The following is an 18050-nucleotide window of genomic DNA, read 5'->3' as shown; positions in this document are numbered from 1 at the left end:
GCCGCCGCAGTCACTTCACTGTCACTTCATCGTGATGGTGGTGTTCACGCCTTCCGCGCGGCTGCCTTCTTCGTACCAGCGCGCGGTCACGGTCTTGGTCTGCGTCCAGAACTGCACGGCCTGCTTGCCGTTGGGGCCGAGGTCTCCGAGCTTGGAAGCGCGTGAACCGGTGAAGCTGAAGTAGGCCACCGGCACGGGAATCGGCACGTTGATGCCGACCTGTCCCACGTTGATGTCGTGCTGGTACTTGCGCGCAGCCCAGCCGCTCGATGTGAAGATTGACGTGCCATTGCCGTTCGGATTGCGGTTGATGAAGGCGATGGCGTCCTCCAACGTATCCACACAGACGATGTTCAGCACCGGGCCGAAGATTTCCTGTTGGTAGATGTCCATCTGATCGGTCACTTCCGAGAACACGGTCGGGCCGACGAAGTTGCCCTTCTCGTAGCCCTTGACCACGCAATCGCGGCCATCGAGCAGCAGCTTCGCTCCTTGCGCCACGCCGGAGTCGATCAGGCCGATCACGCGCTGCTTGGCCTTGGGGTTCACCACGGGGCCGAGGTCGGCGCTGCGGTCGGTGCCGGGGCCTACTTTCATGGCCTTGGACTTTTCGACCAGCTCGGGCAGCCAGTCCTTGGCCGCGCCGACGAACACTGCCACCGAGTTGGCCATGCAGCGCTGGCCAGCAGCGCCGAAGGCTGAGCCCAGCAAGTTGTTGAGCGCATGCTCCTTGGGTGCATCGGGCATGACCACGCAGTGGTTCTTCGCTCCCATCATGGATTGCACGCGCTTGCCCGCGTCGGACGCTCGGCGGTAGATGTGCGTGCCGACATGGGTCGAGCCGATGAAGGACAGTGCCTTGATGTCGGGGTGGTCGCAAATCATGTCTGCCACTTCGGCACCGCCATGAACGACGTTGAGCACGCCGGGCGGCACACCTGCCTCGTGCGCAAGTTCGACAAGGCGCATGGTCGAGCTCGGATCCTGTTCCGATGGCTTCAGGATGAAGGTGTTGCCGCAGGCGATCGCCATGGGGAACATGAAGCAGGGCAGCATCACCGGGAAGTTGAACGCGGTGATACCCGCGCCCACGCCGATGGGTTGCATGAGGTTGTAGACATCAACGCCGGTCGCAGCGTTCTCCGCGATTTCGCCGAGCTGCAGCGTGGTGATCGAGCAGGCGTGCTCCACCACTTCCAGACCACGTCCGACCTCGCCTTCCGCATCGGGCAGGGTCTTGCCGTGCTCGCGTGTGATGAGCGCCGCAAGCTCGGCGGTGTTCTCGCGGATCAGGTGCTGCAGTTTGAGCATCACGCGCATGCGCGTGCCGAGCGAAGTGGCACGCCAGGTCTGGAAGGCCTCCACCGCGTTGGCGACCGCGAGGTTGACCTCTTCGCGCGTTGCGAACGGCACGCGTGCGACGACCTCTTGCGTGGCCGGGTTGGTGACGTCGCGCCACTCCGTGCTCTTGCTGGCGTAGGGCTTGCCGTTGATGAAATGATGGATGGTGGTGGGTGTGCTCATGCTGGTCTCTTGTGCAATGGATTGGATCACTTCTTCACCAGCGGGCAGGCGGATTGCGCCAGCGGCTTGAAGGCGATCTGTGCGGGGATGGTGCTCACGGTCTTGTAGTAGTCCCATGCGCCTTTGGATTCGGCGGGCGTCTTCACCTGGAACAAATACATGTCGTGGATCACGCGGCCATCGGGGCGGATGCTGGCGTTGCGCATGATCGGGTCATCGATGGGGACCTCGCGCATCTTCTGGGCGACGACCTTCCAGTCATCGGTCTTGGCCGCGGCCACCGACTTGAGGTAGTGGCGCACGCTGGAGAACACGCCGGCCTGCACCATGGTTGGCTTGAAGCCCTTGTGCAGCTTTTCGAAGTTCGAGGCAAAGCCGCGCGTCTTGTCATCCATGTCCCAGTAGAAACCTTCCGAGAACATCAGGCCCTGCGCCTGCTTGAGGCCGAGCGAGTGCACGTCGGTCAGGAACATCAGCAGCGAGGCAATCTTTTGCGAACCATTGCCGGTGATGCCGAATTCACGCGCCGCCTTGATCGCGTTGACCGTGTCCTGCGCGCCGTTGGCGAGGCCGATCACCTGCGCCTTGGAGCTTTGCGCCTGCATGATGAACGACGAGAAATCGCTTGCGTTGAGCGGATGGCGAACACTGCCGACTACGTTGCCGCCGTAGGATTTGATGATGTCCGTCGCATCCTTTTCGAGCGAGTGGCCGAAAGCATAGTCCACCGTCACGAAGAACCAGTTCTTCTCGCCCGCGCGCGTCAGCGCTGCCGCAGCGCCCGAGGCCGAGGAGTAGGTGTCGAACATCCAGTGGAAGCCGTTCTCCGCGCAGTCCTCGTCGGTCAGACGCGTGGTCGCGGGGCCACTGTACATGGCGATGCCGCCTTTTTCCTTGATGAGCTTCTGAATCGCCAGCGCGCCCGCCGAGTTGGTCAGGTCGGCCATCGCGTCGACCTTGTCGCGGTCCAGCCATTCGCGAGCCTTGGTCGCGGCGATGTCGGCCTTGTTCTGGTGATCGGCGCTCACCAGTTCGATCTTCATGCCCTTGCACTCGGCCTTCAGGCATTCGTCGATGGCCATGCGAGCGGCCACCACCGAACCTGCGCCGCCCATGCCGGAGTAGGGGCCAGCCATGTCGGTCAGGATGCCGATCTTGACCACGCCATCGGAAATCTGGGCTTGTGCGCCCATGCACAGGGTCAGGGCTGCCAGCGCGATCGCGCCGCGAACGATTGTCATGTTGTCTCCTTGGTCCTTTGAACAGGTTTTCTTCTTCAACCGCGACGAGCTTTGCGTCGCGCTTCGGCTCACTCTAATCCAGCACAAATGCAAATGGATTCGGCGTTTTGGCATATGCTGAATGCAAATTTGCACCACCCCCATAGGAGGGCCCATGTCGCTTGCCGCCATCAACTGGGACAACCTGCGGCTGTTCCTCGCAGTGGCGCGCGCCCAATCGGCGCAGGAGGCTGCGCGGCGTCTTTCGATCGACCATTCGACGGTGACGCGCCGGCTGCACCGGCTTGAGAAGGAACTCGGCGCGCGGCTCTTCGAGCGCACGCCTGCGGGCCATGTGCTCACGACCTCCGGGCATCGCTTGCTCGAACATGTGGAGCGCATGGAGAGCTCGATGGCGTTGGTTGGCGAGGAGGTGGGCGGAGAGACCCATGCGCTGACCGGGCAGGTGCGGCTTGGCGCGACCGAAGGCTTTGGCAGCTTCTTTCTGTCGCCGCATCTGAGCCATTTCTGCGACCGCCATCCCGCCATCGAGGTCGAGCTGATCATCGTGCCGCGCTTCATCAACCTGTCGCAGCGCGAGGCGGATCTGGCGGTCAACATCGAGCGGCCGCAGAACACGGGCCAAGTCTGCAGCAAGCTCACGGACTACCGGCTGCAGCTCTACGCCAGTCGGTCGTATCTGGAGCGACATGCACCCATCCGCACGTTGGAAGATCTGCAGACGCACCGATTCTTCGGCTATGTGGAGGAACTGGTATTCAGCCCGGAGCTGCGTTATCTCTCGTCAATGGTGGCCGATGCTTTCACGCCGCTGCGTAGCACCAGCGTGGTCGCGCAGTTCAATGCGGTGCGAGAGGGGCGTGGCATTGCCGTTCTGCCGTGCTTCATGGCGGCACCGTGCGACGATCTGGTGAGCGTGCTCGGCGATGACGTTCATCTCACGCGCACCTTCTGGATGGCGGCACCCGGCGACATCCGCGAGCGTGCTCGCGTGCGCGCGCTGTGGGAGTTTCTGCGCGAGGTGGTGGACTGCAATCAGCCGTTTCTGATGGGGCAGACACGGCGGTGGCAAGGCGTGGCCTGAGCAACGAACAGGCGGGCGGCTTGCGCGGCTATCATCCCGCCATGGCCCGTCTTCCCCGTCTCACGCTTCCCGGCTATCCGCACCATGTGATCCAGCGGGGGAACAACCGTCAGCCGATCTTCTTCGATGCGGCGGACCGCGAGATGATGTGGGGGCTGCTCTGCGAATACGCGCGTGCGCAGCAGGTCGCGGTGCATGCCTACGTGCTCATGGACAACCATTTCCATTTGCTCGCCACGCCGCAGACTGAGCGGGGGCTCACGCTGATGATGCAGGCATTGGGGCGGCGCTACGTGCGCTATTTCAATCAGCGGCACGGGCGCTCCGGCACGCTGTGGGAAGGGCGCTACCGCAACACGTTGGTGCAGGCCGAGCGCCATCTGCTGCCGTGCATGGTCTATCTCGATCTGAACCCGGTGCGCGACGGCCTGTGCAATGACCCTGCCGATTTTCGCTGGTCCAGCCACGGGCACTACATTGGCCTGCGCTCGGACCGGCTGATCACACCGCATCCGCTCTATTGGGCGCTCGGCAACACGCCATTTGCGCGCGACGAAGCCTACGCGTCGCTGGTGCGCGAGGGCATCAACCGCGCCGAGCAGATGGCAATCACCGACAGCGCGCTCAATGGTTGGGCACTGGGTGATGCAGATTTTCTGGCTTCTTTGCAACAGTCCACACCGCGCCGCGTGGTGAAGGCGCGTGCCGGAAGGCCCGCCAGTGCCAAAGATCCGGGCTGAGAAATTTGATTCAAGCGGTTGATATTCAATGACTTACCGCTAGTTGATTTGATATGTCCCTAATTAATACGCACCAAAAAAGTGATTTTTTAATTTGTGTTCTGACCCCAATTAAAGTACTTGCGTGAAATTGTTGCAATGCACTACTCTTGCCTTCCCCGCGATAAATTGAGGAAGAGCGCCATGACTACGGCAGCAGAAATCCAGCACTTGCAAGAGCACGGTTTGTATTCGAAGTCCAATGAGCACGATGCGTGCGGCTTGGGCTTTGTGGCCCACATCAAGGGCCAGAAGCGTCACGACATCGTGACAGGCGCGCTCAAGATTCTGGAAAACCTTGACCATCGCGGTGCCGTCGGCGCCGACAAGCTCATGGGCGACGGCGCAGGTATCCTGATCCAGATCCCCGACCAACTCTACCGCGAAGAGATGGCCAAGCAGGGCGTGGAACTGCCACCGCTCGGCGAATACGGCGTCGGCATGATTTTCCTGCCCAAGGAACACGCATCGCGCCTCGCCTGCCAGCAGGAGATGGAGCGCGCGATCAAGGCCGAAGGCCAGGTGCTGCTCGGCTGGCGCGATGTGCCGGTGAACCGCGACATGCCGATGTCGCCCACCGTGCAAGAGAAAGAACCCATCCTGCGGCAGGTCTTCATCGGCCGTGGTGCCGACGTGATCGTGCAGGACGCGCTCGAGCGCAAGCTGTACGTGATCCGCAAGACGGCCTCCGCTGCGATCCAAAACCTCAAGCTCAAGCACAGCAAGGAATACTACGTTCCCAGCATGAGCAGCCGCACCGTGGTCTACAAGGGCCTGCTGCTGGCCGACCAGGTGGGCGTGTACTACAAGGACCTGTCGGACGAGCGCTGCGTCTCCGCCATCGGTCTGGTGCATCAACGTTTCTCGACCAACACCTTCCCGGAATGGCCGCTGGCTCACCCGTACCGCTATGTGGCGCACAACGGTGAAATCAACACCGTGCGCGGCAACTACAATTGGATGCTGGCGCGCGAAGGTGTGATGGCGTCGCCCGTGCTGGCCGATGATCTGAAGAAGCTCTATCCCATCAGCTTCGCCAACCAGTCCGACACCGCCACGTTCGACAACTGCCTCGAGTTGCTGACCATGGCTGGCTACCCGATCAGCCAGGCCGTGATGATGATGATTCCCGAGCCATGGGAACAGCACGAGTCGATGGACGAGCGCCGCCGCGCCTTCTATGAATACCACGCCGCGATGATCGAGCCATGGGATGGCCCGGCCTCCATCGTATTCACCGATGGCCGCCAGATCGGCGCCACGCTCGACCGCAACGGCCTGCGCCCATCGCGCTATGTCGTGACCGATGACGACCTCGTGATCCTCGCTTCTGAAGCGGGCGTGCTGCCCGTGCCCGACAGCAAGATCGTGCGCAAGTGGCGTCTGCAACCCGGCAAGATGCTGCTGATCGATTTGGAGCAGGGTCGCCTGATTGAAGACGACGAACTCAAGGCCAACGTCGTCAACACCAAGCCCTACAAGCAGTGGATTGAAAACCTGCGCATCAAGCTCGACGAGGTGAACGTGCCTGCCGATGTGCAGCAGCCCGTCTCCGCGCTGCCGCTGCTTGAGCGCCAGCAAGCCTTCGGTTTCACGCAGGAAGACATCAAATTCCTGCTGGCTCCGATGGCCAAGAACGGCGAAGAAGGCATAGGCTCCATGGGCAACGACAGCCCGCTGGCCGTGCTGTCCGACAAGAACAAGCCTCTCTACAACTATTTCCGCCAGATGTTCGCGCAGGTGACCAACCCGCCGATCGACCCGATTCGCGAAGCCATCGTGATGTCGCTGGTGTCCTTCGTGGGCCCCAAGCCCAACCTGCTGGACATCAATCAGGTGAACCCACCGATGCGCCTCGAGTTGCATCAGCCGATCCTCGACTTCAAGGGCATGACCAAGCTGCGCGAGATCGAAAAGTACACGCATGGCAAGTTCAAGAGCGCGACCATCGACATCACCTATCCGCTGTCGTGGGGCAAGGAAGGCGTGGAAGCCAAGCTCGCGTCGCTGTGCGCGCAGGCTGTGGACGAGATCAAGGGTGGCGCGAACATCCTGATCATCAGCGACCGCAACATCTCGGCTACGCAAGTGGCGATCCCCGCGCTGCTGGCGCTGTCAGCCATCCACCAGCATCTGGTGAGCGAAGGTCTGCGCACGACCGCCGGTCTGGTGGTCGAAACCGGCAGCGCGCGTGAAGTGCATCACTTCGGCGTGCTGGCTGGCTACGGCGCGGAAGCCGTTCATCCCTACCTCGCGTTGGAAACTCTGGCCGAGCTGCACAAGGACATGTCGGGCGAGCTGTCTGCCGACAAGGCCATCTACAACTACGTGAAGGCCGTGGGCAAGGGCCTCTCCAAGATCATGTCCAAGATGGGCGTGAGCACCTACATGAGCTACTGCGGCGCGCAGTTGTTCGAAGTGGTGGGCCTGAACAGCGAGACCGTCAACAAGTACTTCACCGGCACCGCCAGCCGCGTGGAAGGCATCGGCGTGTTCGAAGTGGCTGAAGAAGCCATCCGCAACCACGTGGCGGCGTTCAGCGATGATCCAGTGCTGGAAACCATGCTCGAGACCGGCGGCGAGTACGCCTGGCGTGCGCGCGGTGAAGAGCACATGTGGAGCCCCGACGCGATTGCCAAGCTGCAGCATTCCACACGCTCCAACAACTGGAGCACGTACAAGGAATACGCACAGCTCATCAACGACCAGAGCAAGCGCCACATGACGCTGCGCGGTCTGTTCGAGTTCAAGGTTGATCCCGCGAAGGCGATCGCCGTCGAGGAAGTCGAAACCGCTGCCGAGATCGTCAAGCGTTTCGCCACTGGCGCGATGTCGCTGGGCTCGATCTCCACCGAAGCGCACGCTACGCTGGCTGTCGCTATGAACCGCATCGGCGGCAAGAGCAACACGGGCGAAGGCGGCGAAGATCCCAAGCGCTATCGCAACGAATTGAAGGGCATCCCGATCAAGAAGGGCGAGACGCTGGCCTCCGTCATCGGCAGCGCTCAGGTCGAGTCCGACATCGAGCTGCGCGAGGGTGATTCGCTGCGCTCCAAAATCAAGCAGGTCGCTTCGGGCCGCTTCGGTGTGACGGCGGAATACCTTGTGTCATCCGATCAAATCCAGATCAAGATGGCACAGGGCGCGAAGCCTGGTGAAGGTGGTCAACTGCCAGGCGGTAAGGTCACCGAATACATCGGCATGCAGCGCTACTCGGTGCCGGGGGTGGGCCTGATCTCGCCACCGCCGCACCATGACATCTATTCGATCGAAGACTTGGCGCAGCTGATCCACGATCTGAAGAACGTAGCACCGCACGCGGACATCTCCGTGAAGCTGGTCTCCGAAGTCGGCGTGGGCACGATTGCCGCTGGCGTTGCCAAGTGCAAGAGCGATCACGTGGTGATCGCCGGCCACGACGGCGGCACGGGCGCATCGCCTTGGTCGTCGATCAAGCATGCGGGCTCACCTTGGGAAATCGGTCTGGCTGAAACACAGCAGACGCTGGTTCTGAACCGCCTGCGTGGCCGTATCCGCGTGCAGGCCGATGGCCAGATGAAGACCGGCCGTGATGTGGTGATCGGCGCTCTGCTGGGTGCTGACGAGTTCGGCTTCGCGACCGCTCCGCTGGTCGTTGAAGGCTGCATCATGATGCGCAAGTGCCACCTCAATACCTGCCCGGTCGGCGTGGCTACGCAAGACCCGACGCTGCGCAAGAAGTTCAGCGGCAAGCCCGAGCATGTGGTGAACTATTTCTTCTTCATCGCTGAAGAAGTCCGCCAGATCATGGCGCAGCTTGGCATTCGCAAGTTCGACGATCTGATTGGCCGCGCAGACCTGCTCGATACCCGCAAGGGCGTGGAGCACTGGAAGGCTCAGGGCCTTGATTTCGCCCGACTGTTTGCCCAGCCCATCGTGCCAGCCGACGTGGCCCGTTTCCACGTCGACAAGCAGGACCACAAGCTGGAATCGGCACTTGATGTGAAGCTGATCGAGCGCTGCCAGCCCGCCATCAACAACGGTGAGAGCGTGCGCATCATGGAAGTGGCGCGCAATGTGAACCGTTCCGTCGGAGCGATGCTGTCGGGCGCGGTCACCAAGGTGCACCCAGAAGGCTTGCCCGATGACACCATCCGCGTGCACTTCGAAGGCACGGGCGGTCAATCGTTCGGCGCGTTCCTGTGCAAGGGCATCACGTTGAATGTCAGCGGCGAAGCCAATGACTACACTGGCAAGGGCTTGTCGGGCGGCCGCATCGTCGTGCGCCCAAGCCACGAGTTCCGTGGCTCCACTACGCAGAACACCATCGTTGGCAACACCGTGATGTTCGGCGCAACGCGCGGCGAGGCGTTCTTCGCCGGCGTGGCTGGCGAGCGTTTCGCAGTGCGCCTGTCGGGTGCGACGGCCGTGGTCGAAGGCGTGGGTGACCACGGCTGCGAATACATGACCGGCGGTACCGTGGCGGTGCTCGGCAAGACCGGCCGCAACTTCGCGGCGGGCATGAGCGGCGGCGTCGCCTATGTTTACGACGAAGACGGCCAGTTCGACTCGCGCTGCAACATGTCAATGGTTTCGCTCGAGCGCATCCTGCCTGCCGAAGAGCAGACAGCGACCGTCGCGCGTGGCATCTGGCACCGTGACCAGACCGATGAAGCCCAGCTCAAGAAGCTGCTGGAAGACCATGCCCGCTGGACCGGCAGCCGCCGTGCCCGCGAATTGCTGGACAACTGGGCCGCGTCGCGCAGCAAATTCGTGAAGGTGTTCCCGACCGAATACAAGCGCGCGCTGTCGGAAATTTATGAACGAAAAGTGCTGGAAGAGCAGGGCACGCCCGCCGTTGCTTCCAAGGCAAAGAAGGAAGTGGCTCCTGCGAAATAAGCGTTCTGAAGCGTTCAACGTTGACGTCGCAAAAAAAGCACATTCATTCATAAATTCAAGGACACCACGATCATGGGAAAGACCACAGGCTTCATGGAATATGAGCGCATCGATGAGGGCTACGAGCCCGTCGACAAGCGCTTGAAGAACTACAAGGAATTCGTCATTGCCCTCAATGATGAACAAGCCAAGATACAGGGCGCGCGCTGCATGGACTGCGGCACGCCGTTCTGCAACAACGGCTGCCCGGTCAACAACATCATTCCGGACTTCAACGATCTCGTTTATCACCAGGACTGGAAGAGCGCGATCACGGTGCTGCACAGTACCAACAACTTCCCGGAATTCACCGGCCGCATCTGCCCCGCACCTTGCGAGGCAGCCTGCACGCTGAACATCAATGACGACCCGATCGGCATCAAGTCGATCGAGCACGCCATCATCGACCGCGCTTGGGAAGAAGGCTGGGTCAAGCCCATGCTGCCCAAGCACAAGACCGGCAAGAAGGTTGCCGTGATCGGCGCAGGCCCTGCGGGCATGGCGGCGGCACAGCAACTGGCACGTGTCGGTCACGATGTGACGCTGTTCGAAAAGAATGACCGCATCGGCGGCCTGCTGCGCTACGGCATCCCCGACTTCAAGATGGAAAAGTCGCATATCGATCGCCGCGCTGTACAGCTCGAAGCGGAGGGCGTGAAGATCCGCACCAGCGTGTTCGTCGGTGCTGCCAAGGATGGTCTGGGCAAGGGCTCCAAGGTCACCAACTGGGCCAAGGAAACGGTCACGCCTGAAGAGTTGCAGAAAGAGTTCGACGCCGTGCTGCTGACCGGTGGCGCTGAGCAGTCGCGTGATCTGCCCGTGCCGGGTCGTGATCTGGATGGCATCCATTTCGCGATGGAATTCTTGCCGCAGCAAAACAAGATCAACGCTGGCGACAAGCTCAAGGGCCAACTGCGCGCCGACGGCAAGCACGTCATCGTGATCGGCGGCGGCGATACGGGCTCGGATTGCGTGGGCACGTCGAACCGCCATGGCGCTGTCAGCGTCACGCAGTTCGAGCTGATGCCCATGCCGCCCGAGCAAGAAAACAAGCCGCTGGTATGGCCTTACTGGCCCACCAAGCTGCGCACCTCGTCGAGCCATGAAGAAGGCTGCGAGCGCGAATTCGCCATCGCCACGAAGGAATTCATCGGTGAAAAGGGCAAGATCACCGCGCTCAAGACCGTTCGCATCGAAATGAAGGACGGCAAGATGGTCGAGGTGCCCGGCACCGAGCAAATCCTGAAGGCCGATCTGGTGCTGTTGGCCATGGGCTTCGTGAGCCCGGTCGCCGCTGTGCTCGAAGCCTTCGGCGTGGAAAAGGATGGCCGAGGCAATGCCCGCGCCAGCACCGATTTCATGGGTGGCTACGCGACCAGCGTGGACAAGGTGTTTGCTGCGGGCGACATGCGCCGTGGCCAATCACTCGTCGTCTGGGCCATCCGCGAAGGCCGTCAGGCGGCACGTGCTGTGGACGAGTTCCTGATGGGTACGAGCGAACTGCCGCGCTGAGAAAGTGGTCCAGCGACGGGGTTGATTGCGTGAAATGCGTCCTGATCAGTAGTGGTCAGGGCGCTTTTTCATGGACGCACAACGAACTTCGGAGAGGAATGATGGCAGGAGGCTCACACCGGGAGTTCATCAAGAATTTTCCGATTGGCCCGTAGATGTTCCTCGACTTTGGCGGCCCGTGCATCGATATCCGATGCGATTTTTCTAGAGTTGTCTTTTGGTAGTTTGATGGTCTTGAAGACAAACGTAGGGATGGCAAAGATGGCGATGCACCACACGATGCTAAAGACTCCGAGTAGCTTGGAGTGTTCCGATGTAAAGCCAATCAGCATCAAGCCACCAAAGAACACCACAACAAACGTCAGTAGAGTGAGTGACCTGCGGCCGCTGCGAGCACTCTGCATTTTCGCTTTCTCGGCTGCCAGCGATTGATGACGCAAAGAACTGAGCTGATCCAGTTCCTTGCCAAGGCGAGGAACCGCGAGCTCAGCAGCAGTGCGATCCGTGCCGCGTTGTACGGCCCGAATGGCGTCCTCCACACGTCGCAGCGAAACCACGCCTCCTTTGCGCTCGACTCTCTGGGATGACCCGCAATACGAGCAAGCGAATCGGTCGACATCGTCCGTGATCTGCAGCGGCGCAGAGCAGTTCACGCAAGACAAGTTCAATAGTGGCACGGCTCCCCCTTGGAGTTGTGATGGGTCTGGCCCTGGGCAGCGTCCCCGAGCGCTTGCCTTTGAGCGCAATTCTAAGTGCTGGCCCTTGACTCTTGGCAGCTGTGCCAATCGTTGCTTTGGCAGGATCAACTCAAGGCGAAATCAATCGCCTCCAAACGTTTCGTCGAGCTTCTGATGCTTGTCGATACCGACGATCTTCACGAAGTCGGTATAGCCCATCATCTTCTGTGCATCGGCCTGTGTGGAACCCGATTGCTTGAGCTGTTGCAGCACGTCGAGCGAGGTCTTCGCAGCGGCAAACAGCGTGGTCACCGCATACAGCACTACTGAAAAGCCCATCGCGCGTAGTTGTTCGACAGACAGCACCGTGGTTTCGTTGCCTTCGACGACGGAGATCACCTTGCGTCCATCGAGGCGCGCGGCGATCTGCTCGACCTGCGCGATGGTTTTCACGCCATCGACGAATGCGAGGTCCACGCCTGCGTCCTGATAGGCCTTGGCGCGGTTGATGGCGGCATCGATGCCGTCCACGCCGAGCGCGTCGGTGCGGCCGATGATCTGCAGCGGATGGTTGCCGCGCACCTGCACCGCGCACTTCAAGCGCTTGACGCTCTCGCCGACGCTCAGCAGGCGAATGCCCGCCATCTGCCCGCAGCGTTTGGGGGCGACCTGATCTTCGAGATGGATCGCGGCGACGCCCGAGTTGGCGTACTCCACCACCGTGCGCTCGATGTTGCTGATGCCGCCGTAGCCTGCATCCGCGTCGGCGATGATCGGGATGTTTGTCACGCGCACCATGTTGCGGGCCTGTGTGAGCATTTCGGTCTGCGTCATCAGGCCGATGTCGGGCACACCCAACGTGCTCGCCGTCGCGCCGAAGCCGGTCATGTAGATGGCGTTGAAGCCCGCGTGTTCAACGAGGCGTGCGGTCAGTACATCAGGCGCACCGGGCGCCTGCAGCATCTCGCCGCGCAATAGTATGTCCTGCATGCGCTGCGCCTGGGATGTCATGTTCACAGTCACGGTCGTGCCCTCACTTGTTCACGTCGAGCTTGGCGAGAATGCCCTTGAACATTTCGCGGTCGCCGAGGATCTGCTTGAGGAACACGTCGCCCTCCCCATATGAGTAGCCGAGGTTGGTCTTCTCCAATGTTTCGCGAAAGCTTGCTTCATTGCCGGCCTTGCGAGCCATGTCCTTGAGGGTCTTCACGACGGCATCCGGCGTACCCTTCGGCGCGACGAGGCCGCGCCACGCGCCTACGGTCAGATCAATGCCGCGTTCCTTGAACGTCGGTGTCTGCGCGAACACGCCGGGCATGCGTTGATCGGCCATCACGGCCAGCATGCGCAATTTTCCCGCTGCCACATGCTGCGCCACTTCGCCGGGGCTCACGGTGACGGCATCCACATGTCCGCCGAGCAGGCTCAGTACTGCGGGGTTGCCGCCTTGGTAGGGCACGTGGTTGAAGCTGGTCTTGGTTTTTTCTTCCAGAGCGAGTGCGGCCACGTGCCACGCGTCGCCGATGCCGGCGTTGCCCACCTGCAGCTTGCCGGGGTTCTTGCGGGCTTCGGCGAGGAAGTCCTCGATGGTTTTCCAGGGGGCATCCGCACGCACGGTGATGGCGGACGGATCGTTGTTCAGCCGTGCGATGTAGATGTAGTCCTCGACGGTTACCTTGGTCAGGTTGAGTGCGGGCAGAATCGCCAGGTTCACGGTGATGATGCCGAGCTTGTAACCATCAGGCTTGGCGTTGGCGACTTCGGTGAAACCGATCGAGCTGGCCGCGCCGGGACGATTCACCACGACGATGGGCTGCGAGAAATGCTTGCGCGCGGCTTCGGTGAAAGCGCGTGCCATGTTGTCGGTGCCGCCACCGGCGGCGGCGGATGCGATCAGCTCGACGGGCTTGGCCGGGTAGTCGGCCGCTTGTGCGGACAGGGTGCAGAGTGCCAGAGTTGCGGCCAGAGTGATGGAGGAGAAGATGGAGTTGTGAGTGCGCATGTCGCTGGAGCTTTGAGCAAAAAGACAAAGCTCCGATTGGCGCATGACGCTCGTCCCGTGCCAATGGGGGAATCCATAGGGATTGTTGAACAATGCTGGGGCTGGATTGTGTAGTGAGCGCATAAGCGAAAACGCGCTGCAACCGTGAGATTGCAGCGCGTCGCTGTCTTGGTGGGCCCTGAGTGATTCGAACACTCGACCAACGGATTAAGAGTCCGCTGCTCTACCAACTGAGCTAAGAGCCCTTGGGTGATCAGCCTGTCGAAAAGACGATGTCTGAAAACCGAAGCCTTGAATTATACATCGAAATGGAAGGTCTGCAGAACAGCAGAAATTCACTCGATCATCAAGGGTTTTGCGGCGATGTGAGAACGCTTCGTCTTGAAGACAAAACCCGCTGCAACCGTGAAGTTGCAGCGGGTTTGCTTATCTTGGTGGGCCCTGAGTGATTCGAACACTCGACCAACGGATTAAGAGTCCGCTGCTCTACCAACTGAGCTAAGAGCCCTTAGCGTTCAGCAATTTGCCGAAGCCGCTATTATGCACCAAATTGTGAGCGCTCTCGGGAAAAGTGGAAATTTCCCCGAGAAATTTCACGCCGATCACATCAACAGATGTTCGCCAGCGTTGTCGCCGCCGAGGATCACGTAGTTCACCTTGCGGATGTCCATGAGCTTCTTGCCACCGGAGTAGCTGATCGACGATTGCACGTCTTGCTCCATCTCGATCAGCGTATCGGCGAGCTTGCCCTTGACGGGTTCGAGAATGCGCTTGCCTTCGACGTGCTTGTACTCGCCTTTGTTGAAGTCGCTTGCCGAGCCGTAGTATTCCTTGAACAGCTGGCCGTCCACTTCCACGGTGTTGCCCGGTGATTCTTCGTGGCCTGCAAACAGCGAACCGATCATCACCATGCTGGCGCCGAAACGGATGCTCTTGGCGATGTCTCCATGGCTGCGGATGCCGCCGTCGGCAATGATGGGCTTGGTCGCCACGCGTGCGCACCACTTGAGCGCGGAGAGCTGCCAGCCGCCCGTGCCGAAGCCGGTCTTGAGCTTGGTGATACAGACCTTGCCCGGGCCGATGCCGACCTTGGTCGCGTCGGCGCCCCAGTTTTCGAGGTCGATGATGGCTTCGGGCGTGCCCACGTTGCCGGCGATCACGAAGGCCTTGGGCAGGTGTTTCTTGAGGTAGCCGATCATGTTCTTCACGCTGTCGGCATGGCCGTGGGCGATGTCGATGGTGATGTATTCGGGGCACAGGCCTTCCGCCACGAAGCGGTCAACGGTGTCGTAGTCTGGTTGCTTCACGCCGAGCGAGATCGAGGCGAAAGTGCCCTTGCCTTGCATGTCCTTGACGAATTGGACATTGTCCAGATCGAAGCGGTGCATCACGTAGAAGTAGCCGTTTTCGGCGAGCCAGGTGCAGATGCGCTCATCCACCACGGTTTTCATGTTGGCGGGCACGGCCGGCAGGCGGAAGGTGCGTTCACCGAGTTGCACGCTGGTGTCGCATTCCGAGCGGCTTTCCACGCGGCACTTGCGGGGCAACAGCAGGATGTTGTCGTAGTCGAAGATTTCCATGAGTCCAAGCTCCTAACAGTTCATTTCAGAAATGGGCGCTTGGTCTGGCAACCGGTAGTCGTGCAAGCCGAACGCAATGTTCCGGGCACAAAAAACCGGGCCAAGAAAATCTTGGGCCCGGTGATTAATTCTAAAGAGATTTCGAGGGCTGTGGAATGTCGCATGTGAGTGTGTGGCTATTCACCTCTCTGAACAGTGCTGTGAACCTCCAGCGGGGAGCAGGGCTTTTTACAATGGAGGGATGCTTCCACAAGACATGTTTTCTGCGCCACCTCCCGGTTTGTTCGACGAGCCGTCGGCCGCTGCGCGCAATGGCGCCTCACCGCTGCTTCAGGGGCTCAATGACGAGCAGCTTGCCGCCGTCACCCTGCCCGCAGGCCACGCGCTGATTCTGGCCGGCGCGGGTTCGGGCAAGACGCGCGTGCTCACCACGCGCATCGCCTGGCTGCTGCAGAACGGTTACGCAACGCCGGGCGGTATTCTGGCTGTGACCTTCACCAACAAGGCCGCCAAGGAAATGATCGCGCGTCTGACTGCGATGCTGCCGGTGAATGTGCGCGGCATGTGGATCGGTACTTTCCACGGCCTGTGCAACCGGTTGCTGCGAGCGCATCACAAGCTTGCGGGTTTGCCGCAGACCTTCCAGATTCTCGATACGCAGGATCAGCTCTCGGCCATCAAACGGCTGTGCAAGCAGTTCAGTGTGGATGAGGAACGTTTTCCGCCCAAGCAACTGGCCTACTACATCGCCAACTGCAAGGAAGAGGGCATGCGTCCCGGCGACGTGCCCACGCATGACGCGGACAGCCGCAAAAAGGTCGAGCTCTACCAGCTCTACGAAGACCAGTGCCAGCGCGAAGGCGTGGTGGATTTCGGTGAGCTGATGCTGCGTTCGTTCGAGCTGCTGCGCGACAACGATCCCGTGCGAGAGCACTACCAACGGCGCTTTCAGCACATTTTGGTGGACGAGTTCCAGGACACGAACCGCCTGCAGTACGCCTGGCTCAAGCAGATCGCAGGCGACATGGTGGGCGGGGCGATGCGTACCAGCGGCAGCTTGATCGCGGTGGGTGACGACGACCAGAGCATCTACGCGTTTCGCGGTGCGCGTGTCGGCAACATGGCCGACTTCGTGCGCGAGTTCGATGTCAAGCACCAGATCAAGCTCGAGCAGAACTACCGCTCCTACAGCAACATTCTCGACTCGGCCAATGAACTCATCTCGCACAACAGCCGGCGTCTCGGCAAGAACCTGCGCACCACGCAGGGACCGGGCGAGCCGGTGCGGGTGTACGAGGCCAACAGCGATCTGGCCGAAGCGCAATGGATGGTCGACGAGATCAAGCAGCTCGTGAAGAACGACGGTCACGAGCGCCGCGAAATCGCGATTCTCTACCGCAGCAATGCACAGAGCCGGGTGATCGAATCGGCACTGTTCAACGCGTCGGTGCCGTACCGCGTGTATGGCGGTTTGCGCTTTTTCGAACGTGCCGAAATCAAGCACGCACTGGCGTATCTGCGCCTTCTCGAGAACGCGAACGACGACAACAGCTTTCTGCGCGTGGTGAATTTTCCGCCGCGCGGCATCGGCGCACGTTCGATTGAATCGCTGCAGGACGCGGCACGCGCGACCGGGTGCTCGTTGCATGACGCGGTGAGCGCGGTGTCCGGCAAGGCCGGTGCGAATCTGAGCGCTTTCGTGGCCATGCTCGACGTGCTGCGCGAGCAGACGCATGGCATGAACCTGCGCGGCATCATCACGCAGATGCTCGAATCGAGTGGACTGATCGAACATTACCGCAACGAAAAAGAAGGCGCGGATCGCATCGAGAATCTGGAGGAACTGGTCAACGCGGCGGAGAGCTTCGTCACGCAGGAAGGCTTTGGCCGCGATGCGGTCGCGCTGCCGCTTGACGAGCTGGGCCAACCGCTCACGCAAAGCCCGGCCAGCCAGGGCATCGATCCCGATCTGCCGCGCAGCGACGAGCCGCTCACGAGCACCACGCCGGGCGTGGTCGATGCCGACACCGGCGAAACGCTGTCGCCGCTGGCGGCCTTCCTCACCCACGCGGCGCTGGAAGCAGGCGACAACCAGGCGCAGGCCGGCCAGGACGCGGTGCAGCTCATGACGGTGCACGCGAGCAAGGGGCTGGAGTTCGACTGCGTGTTCATCGGCGGCATGGAAGAGGGCTTGTTTCCGCATGAGAACTCGATGAGCGACCGTGATGGTCTCGAAGAAGAACGCCGCCTCATGTACGTGGCCATCACGCGTGCCCGCAAGCGCCTGTACCTGAGCCATTCACAGACGCGGATGCTGCACGGTCAGACGCGTTATCACATCAAGAGCCGCTTCTTCGACGAGCTGCCCGAGAGCGCGCTCAAGTGGCTCACTCCCAAGCAGCAGGGCTTTGGCACCTACAACCCCGATGCCGCCTATGGCAACCGCGTTGCAGGGCGCGGGGGCTATGGTGGTGGTGGCGGATATGGCGCGGCCAAATCAGAAACCTTCGCAAGCCCGCCAGTGCCCGTACAGAAGACCAAACCATCGCACGGCTTGAGTGCAGGCACGGCGGTGTTCCATAACAAGTTTGGCGAAGGCAAGGTGCTCGCCATCGAAGGCACGGGCGACGACGCGCGCGCCCAAGTGAACTTCCCGCGCCATGGCACGAAATGGCTGGCGCTGTCGGTGGCTAAGTTGACGATTGTGGAGTGACACCCTGAACTGAGTCCATTT

The 18050-nt window shown here is 61.0% G+C and carries 11 protein-coding genes and 2 tRNA genes; 5 read left to right on the top strand and 8 right to left on the bottom strand.

Going from position 1 to position 18050, the window contains the following annotated elements; genetic code table 11:
* Positions 1-21: 21 nt before the first annotated feature.
* On the bottom strand, positions 22-1524 hold the full coding sequence (locus G7047_RS18060) for a CoA-acylating methylmalonate-semialdehyde dehydrogenase (protein ID WP_166308452.1): 1503 nt from the start codon (positions 1522-1524) through the stop codon (positions 22-24).
* Positions 1525-1550: 26 nt separating this feature from the next.
* Entirely contained in the window at positions 1551-2765 is a 1215-nt protein-coding gene (locus tag G7047_RS18055; protein ID WP_166308449.1) for an ABC transporter substrate-binding protein, read from the bottom strand.
* Between the two features lie 154 nt (positions 2766-2919).
* Between G7047_RS18055 and G7047_RS18050 the strand changes: the two genes are divergently transcribed.
* From G7047_RS18050 to G7047_RS18035, 4 genes are all read left to right on the top strand, one after another.
* Positions 2920-3849, top strand: a complete 930-nt coding sequence (locus tag G7047_RS18050; protein ID WP_166308446.1) for a LysR family transcriptional regulator — start codon at positions 2920-2922, stop codon at positions 3847-3849.
* A gap of 41 nt (positions 3850-3890) precedes the next feature.
* Positions 3891-4589: a transposase gene (locus G7047_RS18045; protein WP_166308443.1), complete on the top strand. Its 699-nt coding sequence runs from the start codon at positions 3891-3893 to the stop codon at positions 4587-4589.
* Positions 4590-4772: 183 nt separating this feature from the next.
* Entirely contained in the window at positions 4773-9506 is a 4734-nt protein-coding gene (locus G7047_RS18040) for a glutamate synthase-related protein (RefSeq protein WP_166308441.1), read from the top strand.
* 72 nt (positions 9507-9578) lie between these two features.
* A complete protein-coding gene (locus G7047_RS18035) occupies positions 9579-11057 on the top strand; it encodes a glutamate synthase subunit beta (protein WP_166308438.1) in 1479 nt (492 codons plus the stop codon).
* 113 nt (positions 11058-11170) lie between these two features.
* On the opposite strand, the gene G7047_RS18030 is transcribed toward G7047_RS18035, so the two are convergent.
* The 6 genes from G7047_RS18030 to G7047_RS18005 all read right to left on the bottom strand — a co-directional run bounded on the left by G7047_RS18030 (position 11171) and on the right by G7047_RS18005 (position 15316).
* Positions 11171-11596, bottom strand: a complete 426-nt coding sequence (locus tag G7047_RS18030; protein WP_166308435.1) for a hypothetical protein — start codon at positions 11594-11596, stop codon at positions 11171-11173.
* Positions 11597-11875: 279 nt separating this feature from the next.
* Positions 11876-12745, bottom strand: coding sequence for an oxaloacetate decarboxylase (locus G7047_RS18025; RefSeq protein WP_166312133.1), 870 nt, complete (start codon positions 12743-12745; stop codon positions 11876-11878).
* 22 nt (positions 12746-12767) lie between these two features.
* Positions 12768-13736 carry a tripartite tricarboxylate transporter substrate binding protein gene (locus tag G7047_RS18020; protein ID WP_166308432.1) on the bottom strand — a complete coding sequence of 323 codons (969 nt, stop codon included), beginning with the start codon at positions 13734-13736 and terminating at the stop codon, positions 12768-12770.
* A gap of 169 nt (positions 13737-13905) precedes the next feature.
* Positions 13906-13981, bottom strand: a tRNA-Lys gene (locus tag G7047_RS18015).
* A 187-nt stretch (positions 13982-14168) separates the two neighbouring features.
* A tRNA-Lys gene (locus G7047_RS18010) sits at positions 14169-14244 on the bottom strand.
* 94 nt (positions 14245-14338) lie between these two features.
* On the bottom strand, positions 14339-15316 hold the full coding sequence (locus G7047_RS18005) for a GMP reductase (protein ID WP_166308429.1): 978 nt from the start codon (positions 15314-15316) through the stop codon (positions 14339-14341).
* A 241-nt stretch (positions 15317-15557) separates the two neighbouring features.
* Here G7047_RS18005 and G7047_RS18000 point away from each other — a divergent pair, with 241 nt between their 5' ends.
* Complete coding sequence (locus G7047_RS18000; protein WP_166308426.1) at positions 15558-18029, top strand: UvrD-helicase domain-containing protein; 2472 nt, start codon at positions 15558-15560, stop codon at positions 18027-18029.
* Positions 18030-18050 lie beyond the last annotated feature (21 nt).

Origin of the sequence: Diaphorobacter sp. HDW4A (assembly GCF_011305995.1) — a bacterium.
Classification (GTDB): Bacteria; Pseudomonadota; Gammaproteobacteria; order Burkholderiales; family Burkholderiaceae_C; genus Diaphorobacter_A.
This window is presented reverse-complemented; position numbering and strand designations above follow the sequence as displayed.

Excerpts from the sequence above, each read along its gene's own strand:
- G7047_RS18060 (WP_166308452.1), bottom strand. The coding sequence starts at position 1,524 with ATGAGCACACCCACCACCATCCATCATTTCATCAACGGCAAGCCCTAC.
- G7047_RS18055 (WP_166308449.1), bottom strand. The coding sequence starts at position 2,765 with ATGACAATCGTTCGCGGCGCGATCGCGCTGGCAGCCCTGACCCTGTGC.
- G7047_RS18050 (WP_166308446.1), top strand. The coding sequence starts at position 2,920 with ATGTCGCTTGCCGCCATCAACTGGGACAACCTGCGGCTGTTCCTCGCA.
- G7047_RS18045 (WP_166308443.1), top strand. The coding sequence starts at position 3,891 with ATGGCCCGTCTTCCCCGTCTCACGCTTCCCGGCTATCCGCACCATGTG.
- G7047_RS18040 (WP_166308441.1), top strand. The coding sequence starts at position 4,773 with ATGACTACGGCAGCAGAAATCCAGCACTTGCAAGAGCACGGTTTGTAT.
- G7047_RS18035 (WP_166308438.1), top strand. The coding sequence starts at position 9,579 with ATGGGAAAGACCACAGGCTTCATGGAATATGAGCGCATCGATGAGGGC.
- G7047_RS18025 (WP_166312133.1), bottom strand. The coding sequence starts at position 12,745 with ATGACATCCCAGGCGCAGCGCATGCAGGACATACTATTGCGCGGCGAG.
- G7047_RS18020 (WP_166308432.1), bottom strand. The coding sequence starts at position 13,736 with ATGCGCACTCACAACTCCATCTTCTCCTCCATCACTCTGGCCGCAACT.
- G7047_RS18005 (WP_166308429.1), bottom strand. The coding sequence starts at position 15,316 with ATGGAAATCTTCGACTACGACAACATCCTGCTGTTGCCCCGCAAGTGC.
- G7047_RS18000 (WP_166308426.1), top strand. The coding sequence starts at position 15,558 with ATGCTTCCACAAGACATGTTTTCTGCGCCACCTCCCGGTTTGTTCGAC.